This window comes from Peribacillus frigoritolerans, assembly GCF_030676415.1.
Classification (GTDB): domain Bacteria; phylum Bacillota; class Bacilli; order Bacillales; family DSM-1321; genus Peribacillus; species Peribacillus frigoritolerans_A.
In genome coordinates, this window is sequence record NZ_JAUUTW010000025.1 from 1 (window position 1) to 20,323 (window position 20,323).

Consider the following 20,323-nt stretch of genomic DNA (forward strand, 5'->3'; position numbering starts at 1 on the left):
AAAGCCGAGGAGGCTCCCCGACCGCCCGCGGAAAGCGAGTGCCTGGAGTGGAAATCAACGTCCAAATTGTACAAGCCATAAAAATAGACAAACTCGATTTTCATCGAGTTTGTCTACAGTCTGAAGCCTCTCTAAATAAGAGGCTTTTTTGCGTTGTATTGCCAAAAGTCTATTTTACTGAGTTCTTTTACTTCTATCATGATACAGATTAATTAATTCTGCATTTTGTTCATTCATTTTTTTCACATTCTTATTAATCGTTGCCAATTCCCATAGTACGGCTAATCCAAAGATTAGCATAAGCGTTAATAAATCCATTGTTGCCCTCCTATTGATGTTTAGTACCTTTAATTAAATGATTCTTTCCACTTTCCTTGGATTCAATTTCTCGACTCGGGAAGGCAAGTTTTTTCTTTGATCATAATTGTTTTGGATCAATGCATATATCACTAAAAAAGTTCCTAGTAATTCGAATGATGATAGTGATCCTCCTTGGATAAAAACAATGACCAACGTGGTTATTGGAACTAAATTGATAAATAGGATCCCATTGATCGGCGTTAAAAGTTTAATGCCTAAATTCCAGCTTAAAAGGGCAATGGCACCGGGAAAAATAATCATGAAAATCATTTCGCCATAAATGGATTGCATAACCTCTGCTGTAGGGACAGACAGGCCCATTGCAGTTGCGAGGAATGTTATGATTGCTGATACTGCTGTTCCTAAAATGCACGTTAAAGTCGAATAGCGGAGTGTTGACCATCCATTAAATTGGTTGCCGCCCATCGTATAAATAACCCACCCTATGACACCGATAAGAATGAAAAGGATAGGGAGGATGCTATCTTTCAATAAAAATACGAATGATAAGTTGCCATTGGTAATGACAAGAATGGCTCCTATCAAGGCAAGAAACATGCTGGCGATGGTATACTTCATGGGTCTGGCATTTTTGAAAACCCACATTATTAAAATTGAAATCATGGGCATTAATGATTCCATGATGGAAGCAACAATTACCCCGTTATGTCCCAGTAAGTCTTGACCTGCGAAAATGAGAAAGTTGTATACAGTGAACGCCATCGTCCCAAAAAACAATAATTTCTTTCCTTTCCCTTCCAGGCTAAAAGAGTTCTTACCCTCTTTAATTAAAAGCAATATCCCTAAAATTACGCTAACAGCTAAATATCGCAAAAAAGAGAAATAAAAAGGATCAATATACATCAGGGCCCTTTCTGCAACTGGAAACATCGCTCCCCAAGAAATGCTGGCTGTCAAACATAAAAGTGCACCGATTAAAACTTGATTTTTTTTCATAAAAGCTTCCCCTCAAAAATAATGATTGATTAAATTCCTATAAACACCTTATGATAAAGTCATTATCATGTAAAATGACTTAAAATGAATATAATCATCATTATTAATGATAGTTTAGAAAGGGGGTCACTTTTATGGAAATGCGGGATTTGCAAATATTCCAGTGCGTCGCTAAATATGGAAGCGTAAGTAAGGCGGCTGTTGAGTTGAATTACGTCCAATCCAATGTAACGGCGAGGATTAAGCATTTAGAGCAGGAGTTACGGACGCCTTTATTCAATAGACATAAACGTGGCATGTCATTGACTGCAGAGGCCCGAAAAATGCTGGAGTATGTAAACAAAATTTTGCTTGATGTGGAAGAACTCAAGCAAGTATTCCTGGATAGTGAAACACCTACAGGGATATTGAACATCGGTACAGTTGAAACGGTCAGCGATCTTCCCAAGATTCTAGCCTCTTATCATAAACAGTATCCAAATGTCGATTTATCCATAAAGGCGGGTTTAACAGAAGACCTAATTAAAGATGTCATCGAACATAGGCTGGATGGCGCTTTTGTTACAGGACCGATTAAACATCCGCTCATTCAGCCATACGATGTGTGTACAGAAAAACTTGTATTAGTTACTAGAAATGAAACATTTGACCTTGAAGAAATTATAACGGAACCATTTTTAGTATTCAGTCAGGGTTGTGGATATCGCTCTAAACTGGAACAATGGCTGAAAGAAGAAGAAGTGATGCCCAAAAGGATCATGGAGTTCAACGTATTGGAAACGATCTTAACCAGCGTAACACTCGGCCTTGGCATTACCCTCGTACCACAATCAGCGGTAAATCACCTTACAGTCAATGAAAAAGTGCACGTGCATGCAATTCCGGAAGAATACGGCAATATCTCGACTGTCTTCATTCACCGTAAAGATGCTTATATGACAAACTCCATGCAAAGCTTCTTACAAACGATTGAAGCTCATCATGAAAACCGATTTAAGCAAAATCCTGGAACACTGCTGAGCTAATATGAAGGAAGGGGGAGCGGCTCTTCGTCTGCTCTTTTTTTTGTTGTTTGAATTAAACTATATCAATTTTAGATTGACTGCTTTAAACCAGGTGAAGAAGGATAAATGATTGGTTTAGAGAATAGTTATGGAAAAGGTCATACGTTCTCGAAAAACGAATTTGATAGAAAATAGGTGAAGCAAGTGGAGTTGGATACATTATATAAGACCTATCAACCTTTTCTGTTTTCCATCGCATACCGGATGCTTGGATCGGTTACCGACGCAGAAGATATCGTTCATGATTTATTCCTGCAGCTTAAGCTTGATACCGAACAAATTAAGGATATGAAAGCATATCTTGCGAAAATGACGACAAATCGCTGTCTGAATTTTTTAAAATCAGCCCGTAAGAGAAGAGAGGTTTACACAGGACCTTGGCTGCCTGAACCTCGGGTAAACGAAACAGAGCAGCCTTTAGATAAGGTTGTAACGGATGAAACGGTTGCATATGCCTTCCTCGTTTTGCTGGAACAGCTTTCACCTGTTGAAAGAGCGGTGTTCGTGCTTAGAGAAGCATTCGCTTATAGCTATGAAGATATCGCCGGGATGCTGGAAAAGAATGAAGTGAACTGCAGAAAAATCTACAGCCGGGCTAAGCGGAAATTACAGAATGATATGCCAGCCCATCCGGAGGATACAAAACAAGTCGATCTTCTGGCAAAAAAATTCATAAAAGCATCTACGACAGGAAACTTTGAGGAGTTTTTGGATATCCTTACAGAAGATGTTGTCCTTGTTACTGACGGCGGAGGAAAAGTGCTTTCTGCATTAAATCCAATTGTAAAAAAACAGCGTGTATCCTCCTTTCTTAAAGGAGTTTCTGCTAAAGGAGGTTTCATAGGAGAACTTCTTCCGGTGATGGTCAATGGTCAGGAAGGAATTTTGCAAATGAAAGACGGGCAGCCTATCAAAGTCATCTGCTTTGAATTAGATTCAAAACAAAAAAATATCCGCAAAATCTTCATTGTTTCCAATCCCGATAAATTAAATCATATTCCTGTTCCTTAATAGGGTAGACTGAGGGCTCGATTACGGGCTCTCTTTATTGTATGTCACAAATCAAGCCTCTATTTTGTCTTATAAGTGAAACCTAAAAAGATTTAATGGAGGAGATAGACATGGAACAACGCATTAACTACATGAAGACAAATCGGGAAGTGGTCAAATTAATGCTTGGATTGGAGGAGTATAAGAAAACAACGGGAATCGATAGCAAATTAATCGAATTGATTAAAATTCGCGCGTCTCAAATCAATGGCTGTGCGTACTGCTTGGATATGCATACAAAGGATGCCCGGGCAATGGGTGAAACGGAACAAAGAATTTACTGTTTGAGTGCTTGGCGTGAATCACCATTCTATCTTGAGTCGGAAAGGGCGGCGCTGGAATTGACAGAAGCGGTAACGGCCATTTCTGCAAACGGTGTACCTGATGATCTATATGAGCGGGTCCGCCTTCATTTTGATGAAAAACAATATATCGATCTCGTTACCATAATCATCACGATCAACGGCTGGAACCGATTGGCCATTTCAGCCAAAAGCATACCGGGGCACTATAAGCCTGTAATGGAAAAATAATTTTGTTTTTAAAACCCCTTGTATGGTCACGAGGGGTTTGCTTTTTATTCGGACCTAAAGGTACTATAAAAAACGGTTTTTAATTTTATTTGATTAAGAATGTCATACAATTTATTTTCATAAAACATTTAGCTCTTTATCGAAAGTAAAACTAGTAGTTTCAAAATTAAATTTGAAATTCTTAATACTATTCAATACTTTTTTACTGATATAAATGATTTGATTTTTCAATTCCATATTCATACCTCATACTTGTTCCTAAAATGAAATAACCTGTATACTCTCCTCGTTTCACAATAAACTATTTTACAGTGTGAAACGGGTCCTCGGAGATACAGATGTGGACTTTCCGATAATAAACTTATTTGTGACGAATCCCGCAAAGGTGATTAGTTAGAGCAGAATAAAGCTAGTGGGACAGAAGCTTTAGGGCCAGTCTATTAAATATAAAAAGGGCATGTTTTGATTAATCTTTTTTCAAAACATGTCCTTTCTATTTATCCATTTAGTAATAATATGGTGACATATATAAATGGGGGCATGGCCCAAAAACAATTTATTTAATTTAAATGGATATATTTGCATCCAAGGTGAAAACATAAACGTAACATTCATGTTCGCTCCTATATGTCCAGCCGGCTGTTGGAGCAGCATTGAGTTGAATGAACTTGCCATCGTTACTGCCTTGGGAATTGATAAAACAGAAGGTGGATATCAATTCGAAGATTTGGAAGTGAATGTAACCGTAAAGGAAGATTTGCAGTTTAGGCACCATAACAGAATCCTTTCAAAAAGAAGTCAAGGAGTAAAGATCAATGTGGGCAATCATTGGAACAGTGTTTACTGGAGCAATTATTTCATTTTTTGAAATACCTCAACTTATTAAAAATAAATGCTGGAGGGAAGTCTCCGTTTTTATTCTATTGCTTTTAGTTGGTATGACGTTGAGTATTTTATTAATTAAAAATGTTACCATTCCTAATCCCTTAGACTGGATAACAAAAATTTATAATCCCTTCGCATCTTTCATGGAACGGATTCTGTCTTAGGGGGTATTTACGATTATGCTCGAGATAGGCAAAATTAGCTCTGGAGAATTTCTTATATTGGTCATCATATTTATGATAGGAGGTTCGATACTTAATGTACCTGCTTTTCTTGTCAAGATAGCAAAGCAGGATGCCTGGATTTCCTATATGATAACTACTCTCATCAGTTTGTGTTTTGTTTTCTTATATAATAAATTAGCCTCTATTTATCCATCTAAGACTTATGTCGAAGTTAATGAAAAAATATTGGGGAAATGGGTTGGGAAAATTTCAGCACTGCTCTTTCTTTTTTATATTTTGTACCTTTTGTCTGCTTTATTGTATGAAATAGGGAGTTTTTCAACGACACAAATTTTGGTTGGAACACCTATCGAAATGATTATGGTTCTTTTTTTATTGACATCCATAATCGGTGTGCGGTTAGGATTGGAAGTCATCAGCCGAACTGCATTAATCTTTTTTCCTTGGATAGTATTTATGCTTTTCATGTTATTTTTACTTCTTATCCCTGATATCAAATTAGAACATATACAACCTATTTTTGAAGGCATGAAACCAATTATTAAGGGCTCATATCAAACTTTAGCGCTCCCGTATGTACAGCTTGTTTTCTTTTTAATGATCATGCCATATGTAAATGAAAAGGATGAAATGAAAAAAAACTTTTATCGGGGAACATTATTAGGAGGCATGGTTCTATTCTTAGTGATTATTTTCAGTATCCTCGTATTGGGTACTGATATTACCGCACTACAAAACTACCCTTCTTATAGATTAGGAAAGAGGTTGAGTGTTGGTGGTTTTTTGGAACGTATTGAAGTCATTGTAGCCTTCATTTGGATTCTATCCGTGTATTTCAAGCTAACGATTTGTTATTATGGACTGTCTCTGGGGTTAGCTCAAGTACTAGGATTAAAAAATCACAAAATTCTTCACTTCCCATTAGCATTTTTAATTTTTGCCTTCTCCATCATTACACATCCAAATACAGTACATAGTCAAAACTTTACTGCAAAAACGTGGACGCCATTTTCCTTAACCATTTGTTTTCTTCTCCCGGTGTTATTGTTAGTGATAGGAATATTGAAAAAAAAGCGTTCCATTTTAAAGGCGACCAAAGGATAAAAAAAATAATGCAATTACTGCCTTTGATCCAAAAAATGCAGGGGTGGCAGGCTTTCATCTGTCAGGAACTTCTATGACGAAAAACTTGTTAAGTGTCTGCCTGAGGATGGTGACACCATGTCAGATTCCTCGATAATCGACTCAGATAAAATAATTCCTCCTATTGAAAAAGCCTTGGTATTTATAGGCTTTTTTTAGAATGGATCATACCGAGATTGAAACCAACCACAGCATTCTATTGTCCCCTGAGCCTATCTAATGGTTCTGCAGCTTCTGGATTTTTCTCCCGATATATTAATATAAAGACAAGATTAAAGGGAGGTCCCCCTGTTTATTTCCATGTTCTTGGATTATCGGTGTTAATCGTAAAAACAAAATTCGACAAGGATTTCATGACTGGTGTAAGATGATTGAAAAAGCCAGAAATGGGGTAAATGCTTTGGTTGATTTATTACCGTCGCTGTTTGAAAAAGTGGGCATCATCGTAATTGCTGCATTCCTGCTATCTTATATGAAACCCTTTCGGCAAATGATAGGCCATGAACATGAAATGTCAAAGAAAATCATGTTTATCGCACTTTTTGGAACATTCGGCATCATAAGTAACTATACAGGAATCGAAATCGGGAATCATGCCATGCCGGAGGGTGATTGGCAGACTGAGATCGCTCCCGATAATGCGATTGCCAATACACGGATCATGGGCGTGGCTATCGGCGGTCTGCTCGGAGGACCATTTGTTGGGTTGGGAGTAGGGTTGATTGCGGGGCTTCACCGTTATTTTCTCGGAGGTTTTACGGCGGGGGCTTGTGCAATCGCCGCGATTTTGGCTGGGGTCTTATCGGGGATTTTGGGGAAAAGGCGCCGAAAGCATGGGACGATCACCCCTTGGTTTGCCCTCCCCATTTGCATGGCATTGGAAGCGATCCAAATGGCCATCATCCTGGTGACGGCCAAACCATTAGAAAGGGCGTGGGAGCTCGTACAAGTAATCGGACTTCCCATGATCATCATCAACGGGTTCGGGACATTACTATTCATGCTCATCATTCAGTCGATAACGAGGGACGAAGCAAGGACGCGGGCCGTACAAACGAATCTTGCGTTCCTGATTGCGGATCAAACCTTGCCTTTTTTCCGGCAAGGTCTGAATCAAACTTCATGCAAGAGAATAGCCCAAATCATCTTGGGGCTGACTGAAGCCGACGCCGTGGCCATTACCAATGATCATAGCGTTCTTGCCCATGTTGGTGCTGCGTCAGATCACCATGTCCCTAAGGTGGGAATAGCGACAGGCTTAACGAAAAAGGCCCTTGAACAAGGCAAAATCATCGTGGCCAAAACAAAAAAGGACATTTATTGTTTTCATGATCAATGCCCATTGCAAGCGGCCGTAGTCCTGCCGTTGCAGGTCCAACAAAAAACGGTGGGGACTTTGAAGATGTATTTCAAGCACCCGGATAAATTAAGCCAAGTGGAACAAGAGTTAGCTGAAGGATTGGCGAAACTATTTTCCACTCAATTGGAACTCGCAAAAGCGGAAATGCAAACGAAATTATTAAAAGATGCTGAAATTAAGGCCTTACAGGCACAGGTCCATCCTCATTTTTTATTCAATGCAATCAATACGATATCCGTTCTATGCCGGACGGATGTCGAGAAGGCAAGAAATTTATTGCAGGAGCTCAGTGCCTTCTTTCGCTCTAATTTACAAGGGGCCCGGCAAATACTGGTGCCGCTCGAAAAGGAATTAGAGCATGTCAACGCTTATTTATCACTGGAGCAGGCGCGTTTTCCAGATAAATATCATATCGACTATCGTATTGAGCCAAGGCTTAAGGAAGTTCTCATCCCTCCATTCACGTTGCAGCCACTTGTTGAGAATGCGGTACACCATGCATTTCCACATGTAAAAAGCAAAGGTAAAATCATCATTCACGCATATTTTAAAGAAGATACGATGCGCATTGTTGTGGAAGATGACGGAAAAGGGATCTCAAGCGGGAGAATAGATGAATTGGGTAAGCATGCTGTAGAATCGATTAAAGGTACAGGAACGGCCCTTCATAATATCAGTGAACGGCTGGAAGGGATCTATAAAGGTCAGGCCAGCCTCTCGATAGAAAGTGAAACGGGGCACGGAACACAAGTGAAAATATCAATACCACTCAACGAAAAAGGAGCATATGTCAACGATGATGAAAGCATTTATCGTAGAGGATGAACCACTGGCAAGAGATGAGTTGAAATATCTTTTGAAGAGAAGCAGGCAAGTTGAAGTCGTGGGGGAGGCCGAGGGGATAGAAGATGCCATGAAGGATATCTCCCGCCTTAAACCTGAACTTGTCTTTTTGGACATTGAGCTTGCAGAGGGCAATGGTTTACATTTGGCTAAGCAATTGGCTGAACTTGACCCGGCACCTTCGCTCATTTTTGCAACCGCTTATGATGAATTTGCCCTCCAAGCCTTCGAATTATATGCATTTGATTATCTATTAAAGCCATTTAATGAAAAAAGGATTCGTCAAACATTGGAAAAGCTCATGAAGCAGCGTCAAATCGGGGAAGACGAATCCAGGTCAGCAGCACCTCCCGCCAGCCGAACGGCGGTGGAACAGACAGGTAAATTGCCTGTAGTGATAGATGATCGGATCGTTTTGATCGACCGGGACAATATTTTATTCATTGGTCACATGGATGGAAAGACGATCATTAAAACCGAAGAAAATGAATATAAAATCGGTGACCCTCTCATCGTGCTTGAAAAGAAGCTCGATAAGCGCTCATTTTTACGGGTGCATCGCGGTTTTATCGTGAATGTCATCCATATATCTGAAATACAGCCTTGGTTCAACTCGACTTATAATCTCATTATGAGTGACGGATCAAACATTCCGGTAAGCCGCACGTATGTGAAGGAGCTAAAGCAGCTTATCGGTTTTTAAAAATTTTCATAATTCTGCATTTTAGCTTGTTCATAATGCAGTCCATCCCTCGATATCTGCATTATAACTTGAAAACCCATTGAATTCGCTTTCATTGTGATATCATACTTTTACGATGTAAGTAATAGAGGGGGTTCAAATATGAATGCGGTTACAATTGTCATAGGCTCCATTTGTATATTAATGATTGCCTACCGTTTATACGGGACATTCATAGCACTCAAAGTATTAAAACTCGATGATTCCAAGCCGACTCCGGCCCATAAATTAGAAGATGGAAAAGATTATGTTCCAACAAATAAATGGGTGGCATTCGGCCACCATTTTGCAGCCATTGCAGCGGCTGGTCCTTTGGTGGGTCCGATCCTTGCTGCACAATTCGGCTATTTGCCAAGTTTATTATGGCTATTGATCGGGGCTGTAATCGGGGGAGCCGTCCATGATGCCGTTGTGCTTTTCGCGTCGATGCGTAAAGACGGCAAATCCCTTTCGGAAGTTGCGAAAGAAGAACTTGGACCTGTAGCAGGCTTCTGTACAGGACTTGCGATGCTTTTTATCATTACGATCACGATGGCAGGACTTTCAATGGTCGTTCTGCATGCTTTGGAAAATAATCCATGGGGAACGTTTGCTGTCGGAATCACCATTCCCATCGCCATGGGTGTAGGGATTTACCATAAAAAAACCGGCAATCTGAAAGGAGCGACCATCGTCGGGTTCGCGCTCATCATGGCCGGAATATTACTTGGTCCGAACATTCAAGGAACGGCACTTGGTGAATTCTTGACACTTGAGGCGGGCACACTTGCCATCATTTTGCCGATCTATGCTTTCTTCGCTGCCGCATTGCCTGTTTGGCTGCTGCTGGCACCTCGTGATTACTTGAGTACATTTATGAAAATCGGTGTATTTGCCGCATTGATTATCGGCGTTTTCGTGGTGAATCCAGAAATCCAGTTTCCTGCGGTTACCGAATTCATTAATGGCGGTGGCCCAATTGTAGCCGGTCCTGTTTGGCCATTCATTTCAATCACCATCGCCTGTGGGGCGATTTCAGGATTCCATGCATTTGTCGGATCAGGCACAACTCCAAAAATGTTAAACCGTTGGAGTGATATCAAATCCGTTGGTTTCGGAGCGATGCTTGTGGAATGTGTCGTTGCCATCATGGCATTGATTGCTGCGGTTTCGCTGCAGCCAGGAGATTATTTTGCGATTAACTCCACACCTGAAGTATTTCAAACATTAGGTATGGAAACCGTGCACCTTAACGAACTCAGTGAAGAAATCGGCATTAATCTCGAAGGACGGACAGGCGGGGCAGTTACACTTGCTGTCGGCATGACCTATATTTTTACCGAAATACCCTTCTTTGACAAACTGGCTTCGTTTTTCTTCCAATTCGTCATCATGTTCGAGGCGGTGTTCATATTAACCGCAATCGATTCAGGGACACGTGTTGCCCGTTACTTAATCCAGGACTTCTTCGGGGAGTTCTATAAACCATTAAAACGAGTCGACTGGTTGCCGGGTAACATCTTCGCCAGCGCGTTAGCCTGCTTTATCTGGGGATATCTGCTTTATTCTGGGGACATTGGTTCGATCTGGGCACTCTTTGGCGTATCCAACCAGCTCATGGCTTCGATTGGACTTATCATCGGTGCGACCGTCGTATTGAAAATCGCAGACAAACGCTGGTATATCTGGACATGCCTTGTACCCCTTGCCTACTTATATGTAACGGTTAATGTAGCTGGGTACTGGATGGTGAAAAACGTATACCTGAACCCGGACTCTGCAGGATTCAGCATCTTGAACGGAATATTATCGATCACCATGTTAATCCTTGGCTTGATCATTCTGGTAGCGGCCTTGAAAAAATGGCGGGAGCTTTGGAAAATCCCTCAAGCAGAACTACTGAAAAGATCAGCATGATAAAAACGAATCCGGGCGGAAGCTGCCCGGATTTTTGTTCGTTGCGAATGTTAGAAAATGCCCTCAATTCCGTTTTCCTTAAAAATAGGCACCAAAACCTGAAAAAGGAAAGTATCAATAACTCCAACTTTGTTAATGATAGCAAATGAGGAGGTGTGATAAGATGGCAAAAGATGTTCTATGTGAAGTGAATAATTGTAAATATTGGGATTCTGGAAACAAATGCAGTGCAGATGCTATTTATGTTGTAAGTCATAAAGGGAATCAAGCATCAAATAGCAAAGAAACGGATTGCAAAACATTTGATCCAGAAATTTAAAACATCGGGGGGTAACCATCAAACTGGTTACCCTTCTTTCCTATTATTATTGATAATAAAAATCATTTTCATTCAACATTATAGAAATTCATTTTATTTTTCTTCATGAAAAGGATATTTGAGCGATATATACGTAAATTTGATCGATAAATTCGAGAGTTTGGACGAAAAATACGTGAGATTGAGCGATATATCGAGAGTTTGGACGATAAATTCGAGAGTTAGTGCGATATATACGTAAGTTTAATCGATATATTAGAGATTTGGTTGATATATACGTGAATTTGAGCGATATATCGAGAGTTCGCACTTTACTCGTGAGTTTGCGCTATTTACTCGTGATTTGAACACTTTACTCGTGAATTTGCACTTCACTCGAGAGAATGAGCGATAAACTTAGTTTGAGCGATAAATTCGAGAGTTTGAGCGAAATATACGTGAGATCGAGCGATATATCGAGAGTTTGGACGATAAATACGTAAGTTTAATCGATATATTAGAGATTTGATTGATATATACGTGAATTTGAGCGATATCCTTGAAAGTTCGCACTTACTCGTGAGTTTGGGCAGTTTACTCGTGAATTAAGCTGTTTTACTCGTGAGTTTGGGCACATTACTCGTGAATTAAGCTGTTTTACTCGTGAGTTTGAGCTTTAACTTTTGAAATGGTCAGCCCATCACCGATTGGAATAAGCAGGGATTCCACTTGAGGATGATTGGCTACAGTTTCATTGAATGCCTTCATAAATGCAGTATAATGTTTAGATTTAGCATCCTGATCTGCGACACTGCCTCCCGCAAGTACGTTATCCATGACGATTAAAGCACCCGATTCTGCCAGTCTAATGCAATATTGCAGGTAATTTTCATAATTGTCCTTGTCAGCATCTATAAAGAAAAAATCAAATTTCTTGTTATCAAGAACGAGTTTTTCAAGGCTTTGCAGAGCTGCTCCGGTCATATATGATACTTGATTGCCAAAACCAGCTTTAGATAGATTGCCATAAGCTAACTTTGCGTACTCCTCCTTTAATTCAAGGGAGGTTAATTTTCCATCGCCGCCGAATCCCCTGGCAAGGCAAATTCCGCTATAGCCCCCAAGAGCGCCTATTTCCAAAACATTTTTAGCCCCTGAAATGGATAGAAGCATGGTAAGAAGTTTTCCAGATGAGGGAGATACCGATATGGACGGCATTCCGTTTTCTTGTATGGACGTAATGACGTCTTCCAAAAGGGCATCTTTGGTATAAAACATTGAATCGATATAACTGTTAATTTGTTTCATTCATTTCCATTCCTTTCTCACCATTATTGGAAGTTTCCTTTTCCTCACTTTTCTTATCGGATGCTTCACTTTCTTGTATTTCAAACAATTGAATGAATTCGTTGATTAACATATCAATCGCTTTTAACTCACCGACTAAGATTTGGTTAATGGATTGAAACTCTGGTTTATCTACCTGTTCCTTAATGGTGGAACGTTTAAGATTCATCATTTCAAAAAAAGCAATTGCCCTTCCGCGGCGAAACGTTTTTGGGCCACGATGGTGTGAACCATAATCGGGCGGCTATTCGATAAATATGGACCTCGTGCCGTGATTACACCAGGAACGGTTCTGGTTGTCATTGGCTACGGGCTATATGCAATGTATGGAATAGACACAGCACTATGGATCATGGTTGTTACGCATATCGTGATGATGCTTGGTATAGGCATGGTACTTGCTTCCGTACAAACGAATACATTGAATGCATTGCCAAAACAATTCTATCCGGATGGCATAGCGATTACGCAAACATCTCAACAAGTATCAGGGGCAATTGGGATAGCGGTCATGGTTTCGTTATTCTCTGCGAAGCAAAATGGCTACTTGACTGATGTGGCAAATGATTTACCGGCAGCTGCTGCCTCAGGTTCATCACTTGTATTTAAAATGAGTTTGATTTTCGCCATCGTGAATGTGGTGCTTTCATTGTTCATGAAAAAACCGAAGTAACAAAGATAAAAAAACAGATCACCATTCAAACGGGTGATCTGTTTTTATTATTTTTGAACTTTACTAAGTAAGTCCAAAAGCTGTTGTTTTTCCGTCTCATTCAAGTTGGCAAACTGTGATGCCTGAAAATGCTCTTGTTTAGGAACAACTTCATGAAAAAACTCTTTTCCTTCCTCAGTCAATGAAAGGTATTTTGTTTTCCATTCCTGTTCCCGTTTAATCAATCCCAATTCTTCCATTTTCCTTAATAGTTGAGTGATATTGCCTTTTGTCACAAAAAGCTTGTTTGCCAGTTCTTGTTGAGACAATCGTTCATGGGAACCCACTTGAACCAAGATATCGAATTGGGCTGCCGATAGATTCCATTTCTTTAAATGTTGATTGGATTCCCGGATACTCTGGTTATATATACGTGTTATTCGGAACCATAACATTAAACCTAGTCGTTCCTCATTATTAGATGTGGAGGGATTCGTTGTGTTTTCTTTCATGAATGTCACCTTATTCTTTCTTTGTCACAATCAGTTTATGAATAAACTAATTTAGTGTCAAATGCAAAAACTTCCATCTTCGATACAAAGAAACCAGTATTATCGTTTGATACTGGTTTCTTTGATTCCTCTATTATGTGGTCGTCAGTTTAGCAAAGATGATAAAAAACAGTGTTAATTCCTATTATCACAATATTCGGTACCACGACAAACAAATTAAAAATAAAAAAGACTGCTAAAATCCCTAAGAATAACCCTAAATGATATATTTGCAGCCGCTGGTGCATATGTCTGTATTGGTGGAAAACAAAAGTGGCTGAAATGAAATAGAGCAATACGGAACCAAAAACAAAATAGAGGATAAATGAATAATGGACCTCATGTAAAAACAATAATCTGATGGCCGCTGCGATCATGCTTATAGACATTAAAATAAACAGATGACCGTAAATGATGATTTGGCCGGAAGATTGTACAGACTTATGTATGAAGTACATAATATCCTCTTCAAATATAGTCTGTATTGAAAATTGATTGCATGCGGTATTGTGCACAAATGTTTAAAGAGTATATTATTGTGCAGTATCTATGACAACATTCGGACTTAGAAACGCTACATTTTTAATAAGAAGTGAGATATCGTAGAAGCAGGGAGAGGGATTGAGAATGTTTTTAGATGAAAGAAGCGCCAATTTACTAAAACTATTACAGCATTCGCCCATTTCAAAAATGAAAGAACTTGAAGCCCAAACAGGTCTGACAAGAAGGCAAATCCAATATGGTCTGAGCAAAGCGAATGACTGGCTCCAATTTCATGGATATCAACCGATTCAATATAATCGTGAAATGGGCTACTCCTTTTCTGAAACGATCAGGGATGAAGAATTGAATGTAAAACTGACAAAACGCAATTATATATTTTCAGAGACAGATAGGGAAAAAGTTTTTTACCTCATGATCCTGTTAAGCCCAGAGGAATTGTCCGTCTATCATTTCCAGACGATCACCGGGCTTTCACGAAATACGGTGTTGAAGGATTTAAAAAGGCTTAAAGAGAAAAACAGGGACATATCGCTCAAGATCCAGTATTCCAAACAAGATGGCTATGTGGTGATTGGGGAAAGCCGAGTAAAGAGATATATCATTGAACATCTCGTGCATGATGTACTGAACAGTTCCAATAGTGAATGGATCATGGAGTGCATATGGGGAAATCATGAAAAGCAAATCAGCTCGATCCGGTTACAGCTTGAAAGGATCGAACGTAAATTAGGCATTACCTTTACGGATGAACGGCTTCATGAACTAAGCTATTTATTTCTATGTACAGATCAGCTCATAGGAAAAGGGGAAGAGTTACAGGCCGACCAGAGCTGGGCTCCGTTTGTAGCGACGGAAGAATACAAAATGGTTGAGGAAATGACCAGAACGAATGCCTTTCAATCATTATGGAGCGAAACGGAAAACTTATACGCAACCTTACATTTACTGAGCATGAATCGAACGAAGGACATTTCTCCCCTTAAGGATGATGAAGTCATTCAACACCTTTTGCAGGAAATCGTGGAAGAGTTCGAGAGGATGGCATTTGTTCAGCTGAAAGACAAAGAACAGCTATGCCAACAATTGTACGTTCATTTTAAACCGGCATATCATCGCCTGCGGTATGGTCTCCCGCAAATGAACCCGATGACGGGACGGGTGCAGAAGGTCTATCCTGAACTGCATCATTTGACAAAAAAATCCCTGTGGGTGCTGGAGAAAGAGATTGGCTGTCCAGTATCAGAAGAGGAAGTCGCGTACTTCACGATCTATTTTGGCGGATGGCTGCGCAGGCAAGGGACCACATTGGATGATCGAAAACGGGCGATTGTCGTATGCCCGAATGGTATTGGAATCAGCAATATCCTCATCTATACATTGAGGGAATTATTTCCGGATATTTTGTTCCTGGATGTTCTGTCCGTTAGAAATGCGGCTGAATACCCACTGTCGTACGATCTTGTTTTTTCAACGGTGCATATGAGAACAAAAGCGGCATTATTCGTTGTACCGCCCATTTTGGAAATGCGGGACAAACATACATTGCGCCAGCAGGTCATGCAGGAATTGTATGGATATACGACGGAAAGCGTGGATGTTGCAGCTTTATTAAAGATCATTTCCAAGTATGCAACCATCCATGAACAGGATCAGCTTGAAAAGGCTTTAAAGTCGAATGTGTATGCCCATACACCAAAAATAACCCAATTTTCTTTAAAGGAGGCAGAGAAGCCTGTGTTAGAAGAACTGCTCAATATGCAAACGATTCAAATACAGCCGCATGTTTCCGATTGGAAAGAAGGCATTCAAGTCGCGGCCAAGCCTCTCGTGGACTTAGGAACCGTAGAGGAACGATATGTGGATGCGATGATCGAGGCCATAGAAACGAATGGACCATATGTAGTGATAACGCCTGGAGTGGCGATTCCCCATGCCCGTCCGGAGCAGGGGGTCAGGTCCTTATCCATGAGTTTGCTGAAATTGGATGAAGCCGTGGACTTTGCGCCGGATAAACCGGTTCGCCTAATTATCATTTTGGCGGCCGTAGATAACGATTCGCATCTGCGGGCATTGATCCAGCTCACTCAATTATTGAATGAACCAGCCAATATAGAAGAAATCTTAAGCACTTCAGATAAATCGGTCCTTATGGCGTACGTTCATAAATATTCAAAGGAGGAAGCGGAATGAAAATCATGGTAGTATGCGGAAACGGATTGGGAAGCAGCTTCATCATGGAGATGAATATGAAGAAAGCATTGACGGAAATGGGTAAGACGGCCGAGGTGGATCATACGGATCTTACATCCGCAAAAACGGTTCAGGCGGATATTTTCCTGGGAGCGGCGGATATTGTCGGTCAGCTGGATGATGGAACGCGGACGATCGTCACACTGGAGAACATGATGAGCATCCCTGAAATCAAATCTAAATTGGAAATGCATGTAGGATAAAAAAAGGAGAGATTGATATGAAGAAAATCATGGTAGTATGCGGGAACGGATTGGGAAGCAGCTTCATCATGGAGATGAATGTGAAGAAAGCATTGACGGAAATGGGTAAGACGGCCGAGGTGGATCATACGGATCTTGCATCCGCAAAAACGGTTCAGGCGGATATTTTCCTGGGAGCTGCGGATATAGTCGGTCAGCTGGATGATGGAACGCGGACGATCGTCACACTGGAGAACATGATGAGCATCCCTGAAATCACATCGAAATTAGCTTCACATCTATAAGAAAAAACATAAAGAAGAGGGGGAGAGGCAATGCTGGAACTTATCATGAATGACATCTTGGGTACACCTTCCATACTTGTGGGGCTGTTTGCGCTCATTGGACTGCTGTTACAGCGGAAATCCAGTGCGGATGTTGTATCTGGAACGCTAAAAACCGTCATGGGCTTCATTATCATTGGAGCGGGAGCCGCAGTGCTCATTGGCGCCCTTGATATATTCAGTAAAATGTTCGATCATGCATTCAATGTACAAGGCGTCATACCTAATAACGAAGCCATTGTCGCAGCCGCCCAAAGTGATTTTGGGACTTCGACTGCACTTATCATGGTTTTTGGTATGGTTGTCAATGTTTTGCTAGCCCGTTTCACGCCATTTAAATATATATTCTTAACGGGACACCATACCTTATTCATGGCTTGTTTACTTGCAGTCACCCTATCGGTCGGCGGGCTCAACGGATTTCCGCTTATCTTGGTCGGTTCCATTCTATTAGGAGTATGCATGGTGATGTTCCCAGCCCTCCTTCAGCCATACGTACGGAAGATTACCGGAAGCGATGATTTTGCCATCGGCCATTTCGGGACAATCGGATATTTTGTATCCGCGACTGTTGGAAAATGGTTTGGAAATAAGGAAAAAACGACAGAGCAAATCAAGGTTCCTAAATCTTTAGGATTCCTGAGGGACACATCAGTCGCTGTATCGCTTACGATGACGATGTTCTTTGTGATTGTCGCATTGTTTGCGGGACAGAACTATATTGAAACGGAATTATCCGGCGGTTCGAACTTCATCGTCTTCTCTTTCATCCAGGCGATAACATTTGCTGCAGGAGTCTACATCATCCTTGCAGGGGTACGGATGTTAATTGCTGAAATTGTCCCTGCATTCAAAGGGATTGCCGATAAGGTGGCGCCGAATACAAAACCTGCATTGGACTGTCCGACCATCTTTCCATTCGCTCCAAATGCAGTGATCATCGGGTTCCTATTCAGTTTCTTGGCTGGACTATTATCCATGTTCCTCCTTCCGGTACTTGGATTGAAAGTAATCGTTCCGGGGCTCGTACCGCATTTCTTCACCGGAGCTGCAGCAGGTGTATTTGGAAATGCCACAGGAGGCAGACGCGGAGCGATGCTTGGATCCTTTGCCAACGGACTCATCATTAGTTTCCTGCCGGCGATACTCCTGGTCTTCTTGGGGGATGTAGGGTTTGAAGGTACCACATTTGGTGATTCGGACTTCGGTGTGGTAGGTCTCTTCATCCTAAGCGTCATGAAACTTTTAGGATTATCCTAAACTGTTATACTGATAAGGTACATGAAAAAAATAAGTGAATGAAACCAACAGCCTAAGATCTTATAAGATAATGGGCTGTTGGCATTTTCATCATCATTCGGATTTTTGAGGTGATTTGCATGACCAACAAGGCAATTGTGCTCGATTTGGATGGCACGACGTTGAACGAAAGAAATACTGTGAATGAGACGCTGGAACAATACATAGGCGAACTTAGGGAAAGCGGTAAACTGATTTTCATTGCTACCGGAAGAACGCTGGAAGAAGTGAGGGACGTTTTGCCTTCGGGCATGGAAGCCGACGGAATGGTGACCGCCAATGGAATGTCCGTATTCATCGGAAAGGAACAGATTGTCGAGCACGCCCTGTCGACGGAACTTGTGGAAGAATTGGTCGCCAAAGCAGGAGCGGAAGAGATTTTTTACGAAGTTCATCCGAACGATGGAACACGGATGGCATTACTTAAAGATAAAAACTATATGGTTAAACAAGGTTTGGTGCCAAAGCCTGAGACAGTCGATGAAAATGAATGGCTATCAAGACAGGATGCAGTGGAAGACAAAATAAGATGGTCAGAACAACTGGATATAAGCAGCGTCGCCAAAATCTACTTTTTCAGCAATGAAATGAATACGATTCGAAAATGGAAAGCGGAGTTGGGGAAAATCAAGCAGTACAATGCCTTCACCACAGCTTCCTCCACCCATCATAATGTAGAAGTGACCGTGGAAGGCATTTCAAAAGCAACAGGCGTTCAACTGCTGTTGAAGCATTTCCAGCTAGCACCGGAAAATATCTTGGCAGTAGGCGATGGCGAAAATGACCTCCCGCTATTTAAACTCGCCGGACATTGCGTTGCCATGAAAAACGCCACTGACCTGGTCAAAGAACAAGCCGATGAAGTGACGGAGTATTCATATAGAGAAGATGGACTGTATCGCTTTTTGAAGGGGATGTTTCACTAAAATAACCTGGAAGGCAAAAGAAGATCCAACCTTGTTTGTAAAATTTGAACGTTGATTGGAAAGTGAGTGCCTGAAGTGGAAAACAACCTGTAAGTTTTGACAACTTAATTATTATCGAGTTTGTCTACAAAAGGGGTTCGGAATGGTATCATTCCGGACCATGATATTAAAGCAAGACTAGATGATTATTAATGTTTTTTCTGGTTTTATGAAACCCTCAATAGATTGAAGAAATTTGCGACACTCCTGCCGAATAACTGGCTAGCCGAGACCCCACAGACGCTTGGCAGACAGTCGGCGGAAAGGGAGCGGATTTCTGAAATGACTCCGAACGTTTTTTTGAATTGCAGGCATTTCAAGGTTTCGGTTACGGGTTAATCTTTACGGTCGTCACTTCCTGGGCTGTTGAAAATATACCGGAGATTAAACAATCTACCAGAATGGGCTTGTTCCAAAGTTTATTCTGCTGGAATGTTTTTAGGACCCGTCCTAATTGGCATCTTGATTGAAATGTTTTCAAAATCAACAGGATACCTGATCATGGGAGCACTATCAATTGCTTCTACCATTCTTATTAAAACCTCCATAAAACGATTAAAATAAGAAGCTTCAAATGAAGGATATCCTCTTGAAGAGATGCTGATTAATAGAAAATGATTCTTTGAAATAGTAAAGAGCAGACCTTAACCGGTTTGCTCTTGTTTATTTTGAGCTGGATCCTATTTTAAATAAATGCTTTGGTATAGATTGATATAAACTTCTACATTTGGAAGTTCCACTGCTTATAACAATTTAAAAAAACTACTACTGTCATTTAAGGCATCTAATATTTTACACGCAACCTATCAGTTCTTTTTTCACTTCTAAATGACTTCTCAACATTGGTCCACCCGATAATATAACGAACTGTATCATCTTTTAAAAAGAACTCTTCATTTTCTTCATACATGTT

At 40.7% G+C, this 20,323-nt stretch carries 19 protein-coding genes and 2 pseudogenes; 15 read left to right on the forward strand and 6 right to left on the reverse strand.

The features are described 5' to 3' along the window. Window positions 1-174: 174 nt before the first annotated feature. Window positions 175-318, reverse strand: coding sequence for a hypothetical protein (locus Q8G36_RS20320; RefSeq protein WP_305161713.1), 144 nt, complete (start codon window positions 316-318; stop codon window positions 175-177). Window positions 319-351: 33 nt separating this feature from the next. After that, complete coding sequence (locus Q8G36_RS20325) at window positions 352-1,317, reverse strand: DMT family transporter (protein ID WP_305161712.1); 966 nt, start codon at window positions 1,315-1,317, stop codon at window positions 352-354. Window positions 1,318-1,451: 134 nt separating this feature from the next. On the opposite strand from Q8G36_RS20325, the gene Q8G36_RS20330 reads away from it, so the two are divergent. The 9 genes from Q8G36_RS20330 to Q8G36_RS20370 all read left to right on the forward strand — a co-directional run bounded on the left by Q8G36_RS20330 (window position 1,452) and on the right by Q8G36_RS20370 (window position 11,337). Beyond that, the gene (locus tag Q8G36_RS20330; RefSeq protein ID WP_305161711.1) at window positions 1,452-2,342 is read left to right on the forward strand and encodes a LysR family transcriptional regulator; all 891 of its coding nucleotides are present in this window, start codon (window positions 1,452-1,454) and stop codon (window positions 2,340-2,342) included. 183 nt (window positions 2,343-2,525) lie between these two features. Next, on the forward strand, window positions 2,526-3,392 hold the full coding sequence (locus tag Q8G36_RS20335) for an RNA polymerase sigma-70 factor (protein ID WP_305161710.1): 867 nt from the start codon (window positions 2,526-2,528) through the stop codon (window positions 3,390-3,392). Window positions 3,393-3,502: 110 nt separating this feature from the next. Continuing rightward, window positions 3,503-3,964: a carboxymuconolactone decarboxylase family protein gene (locus tag Q8G36_RS20340; protein ID WP_305161709.1), complete on the forward strand. Its 462-nt coding sequence runs from the start codon at window positions 3,503-3,505 to the stop codon at window positions 3,962-3,964. Between the two features lie 532 nt (window positions 3,965-4,496). Further along, window positions 4,497-4,832, forward strand: a complete 336-nt coding sequence (locus Q8G36_RS20345) for a hypothetical protein (protein WP_305161708.1) — start codon at window positions 4,497-4,499, stop codon at window positions 4,830-4,832. Window positions 4,833-5,028: 196 nt separating this feature from the next. Further along, window positions 5,029-6,138, forward strand: a complete 1,110-nt coding sequence (locus Q8G36_RS20350) for a GerAB/ArcD/ProY family transporter (protein WP_305161707.1) — start codon at window positions 5,029-5,031, stop codon at window positions 6,136-6,138. A 439-nt stretch (window positions 6,139-6,577) separates the two neighbouring features. Beyond that, window positions 6,578-8,362 carry a sensor histidine kinase gene (locus tag Q8G36_RS20355; protein WP_305161706.1) on the forward strand — a complete coding sequence of 595 codons (1,785 nt, stop codon included), beginning with the start codon at window positions 6,578-6,580 and terminating at the stop codon, window positions 8,360-8,362. Next, a complete protein-coding gene (locus Q8G36_RS20360; RefSeq protein ID WP_305161705.1) occupies window positions 8,334-9,083 on the forward strand; it encodes a LytR/AlgR family response regulator transcription factor in 750 nt (249 codons plus the stop codon). The genes Q8G36_RS20355 and Q8G36_RS20360 overlap by 29 nt, the downstream gene beginning before the upstream one ends. 141 nt (window positions 9,084-9,224) lie before the next feature. Next, window positions 9,225-11,018, forward strand: coding sequence for a carbon starvation protein CstA (gene cstA, locus Q8G36_RS20365; RefSeq protein WP_305161704.1), 1,794 nt, complete (start codon window positions 9,225-9,227; stop codon window positions 11,016-11,018). A gap of 163 nt (window positions 11,019-11,181) precedes the next feature. Beyond that, complete coding sequence (locus Q8G36_RS20370; RefSeq protein WP_065310844.1) at window positions 11,182-11,337, forward strand: DUF1540 domain-containing protein; 156 nt, start codon at window positions 11,182-11,184, stop codon at window positions 11,335-11,337. 636 nt (window positions 11,338-11,973) lie between these two features. On the opposite strand, the gene Q8G36_RS20375 is transcribed toward Q8G36_RS20370, so the two are convergent. Both Q8G36_RS20375 and Q8G36_RS20380 read right to left on the reverse strand, forming a co-directional pair. Continuing rightward, complete coding sequence (locus Q8G36_RS20375) at window positions 11,974-12,624, reverse strand: O-methyltransferase (protein ID WP_305161703.1); 651 nt, start codon at window positions 12,622-12,624, stop codon at window positions 11,974-11,976. Continuing rightward, a pseudogene (locus tag Q8G36_RS20380) lies at window positions 12,611-12,895 on the reverse strand (hypothetical protein); the annotation flags it as partial. The gene Q8G36_RS20375 and the pseudogene Q8G36_RS20380, both read right to left, overlap by 14 nt. A gap of 39 nt (window positions 12,896-12,934) precedes the next feature. On the opposite strand from Q8G36_RS20380, the gene Q8G36_RS20385 reads away from it, so the two are divergent. Further along, window positions 12,935-13,336 carry a hypothetical protein gene (locus Q8G36_RS20385; RefSeq protein ID WP_336622978.1) on the forward strand — a complete coding sequence of 134 codons (402 nt, stop codon included), beginning with the start codon at window positions 12,935-12,937 and terminating at the stop codon, window positions 13,334-13,336. Window positions 13,337-13,383: 47 nt separating this feature from the next. Here the strand turns inward: Q8G36_RS20385 and Q8G36_RS20390 are convergent, their stop codons facing one another. Together Q8G36_RS20390 and Q8G36_RS20395 are read right to left on the reverse strand one after the other, a co-directional pair. Further along, window positions 13,384-13,827, reverse strand: a complete 444-nt coding sequence (locus tag Q8G36_RS20390; RefSeq protein WP_089363027.1) for a MarR family winged helix-turn-helix transcriptional regulator — start codon at window positions 13,825-13,827, stop codon at window positions 13,384-13,386. A gap of 133 nt (window positions 13,828-13,960) precedes the next feature. Next, window positions 13,961-14,315: pseudogene (locus Q8G36_RS20395) on the reverse strand (low temperature requirement protein A); the annotation flags it as partial. Window positions 14,316-14,493: 178 nt separating this feature from the next. Here Q8G36_RS20395 and Q8G36_RS20400 point away from each other — a divergent pair. The 5 genes from Q8G36_RS20400 to Q8G36_RS20420 all read left to right on the forward strand — a co-directional run bounded on the left by Q8G36_RS20400 (window position 14,494) and on the right by Q8G36_RS20420 (window position 19,371). Then, complete coding sequence (locus tag Q8G36_RS20400; RefSeq protein WP_305161701.1) at window positions 14,494-16,560, forward strand: BglG family transcription antiterminator; 2,067 nt, start codon at window positions 14,494-14,496, stop codon at window positions 16,558-16,560. Next, entirely contained in the window at window positions 16,557-16,823 is a 267-nt protein-coding gene (locus Q8G36_RS20405) for a PTS sugar transporter subunit IIB (protein ID WP_305161700.1), read from the forward strand. Before Q8G36_RS20400 ends, Q8G36_RS20405 begins: the two co-directional genes overlap by 4 nt. Before the next feature lie 17 nt (window positions 16,824-16,840). Further along, window positions 16,841-17,107, forward strand: a complete 267-nt coding sequence (locus Q8G36_RS20410) for a PTS sugar transporter subunit IIB (RefSeq protein WP_048883161.1) — start codon at window positions 16,841-16,843, stop codon at window positions 17,105-17,107. Window positions 17,108-17,137: 30 nt separating this feature from the next. Beyond that, entirely contained in the window at window positions 17,138-18,406 is a 1,269-nt protein-coding gene (locus Q8G36_RS20415; protein WP_251430272.1) for a PTS ascorbate transporter subunit IIC, read from the forward strand. Window positions 18,407-18,525: 119 nt separating this feature from the next. Next, the gene (locus Q8G36_RS20420) at window positions 18,526-19,371 is read left to right on the forward strand and encodes an HAD family hydrolase (RefSeq protein WP_305161699.1); all 846 of its coding nucleotides are present in this window, start codon (window positions 18,526-18,528) and stop codon (window positions 19,369-19,371) included. Window positions 19,372-20,323: the final 952 nt, after the last annotated feature.

Coding starts and splice junctions, on each gene's coding strand:
- Q8G36_RS20350 (WP_305161707.1), top strand. CDS start 5,029: ATGCTCGAGATAGGCAAAATTAGCTCTGGAGAATTTCTTATATTGGTC.
- Q8G36_RS20410 (WP_048883161.1), top strand. CDS start 16,841: ATGAAGAAAATCATGGTAGTATGCGGGAACGGATTGGGAAGCAGCTTC.
- Q8G36_RS20400 (WP_305161701.1), top strand. CDS start 14,494: ATGTTTTTAGATGAAAGAAGCGCCAATTTACTAAAACTATTACAGCAT.
- Q8G36_RS20340 (WP_305161709.1), top strand. CDS start 3,503: ATGGAACAACGCATTAACTACATGAAGACAAATCGGGAAGTGGTCAAA.
- Q8G36_RS20320 (WP_305161713.1), bottom strand. CDS start 318: ATGGATTTATTAACGCTTATGCTAATCTTTGGATTAGCCGTACTATGG.
- Q8G36_RS20375 (WP_305161703.1), bottom strand. CDS start 12,624: ATGAAACAAATTAACAGTTATATCGATTCAATGTTTTATACCAAAGAT.
- Q8G36_RS20345 (WP_305161708.1), top strand. CDS start 4,497: ATGGGGGCATGGCCCAAAAACAATTTATTTAATTTAAATGGATATATT.
- Q8G36_RS20420 (WP_305161699.1), top strand. CDS start 18,526: ATGACCAACAAGGCAATTGTGCTCGATTTGGATGGCACGACGTTGAAC.
- Q8G36_RS20415 (WP_251430272.1), top strand. CDS start 17,138: ATGCTGGAACTTATCATGAATGACATCTTGGGTACACCTTCCATACTT.
- Q8G36_RS20325 (WP_305161712.1), bottom strand. CDS start 1,317: ATGAAAAAAAATCAAGTTTTAATCGGTGCACTTTTATGTTTGACAGCC.
- Q8G36_RS20370 (WP_065310844.1), top strand. CDS start 11,182: ATGGCAAAAGATGTTCTATGTGAAGTGAATAATTGTAAATATTGGGAT.
- Q8G36_RS20390 (WP_089363027.1), bottom strand. CDS start 13,827: ATGAAAGAAAACACAACGAATCCCTCCACATCTAATAATGAGGAACGA.
- Q8G36_RS20330 (WP_305161711.1), top strand. CDS start 1,452: ATGGAAATGCGGGATTTGCAAATATTCCAGTGCGTCGCTAAATATGGA.
- Q8G36_RS20360 (WP_305161705.1), top strand. CDS start 8,334: ATGATGAAAGCATTTATCGTAGAGGATGAACCACTGGCAAGAGATGAG.
- Q8G36_RS20405 (WP_305161700.1), top strand. CDS start 16,557: ATGAAAATCATGGTAGTATGCGGAAACGGATTGGGAAGCAGCTTCATC.
- cstA (WP_305161704.1), top strand. CDS start 9,225: ATGAATGCGGTTACAATTGTCATAGGCTCCATTTGTATATTAATGATT.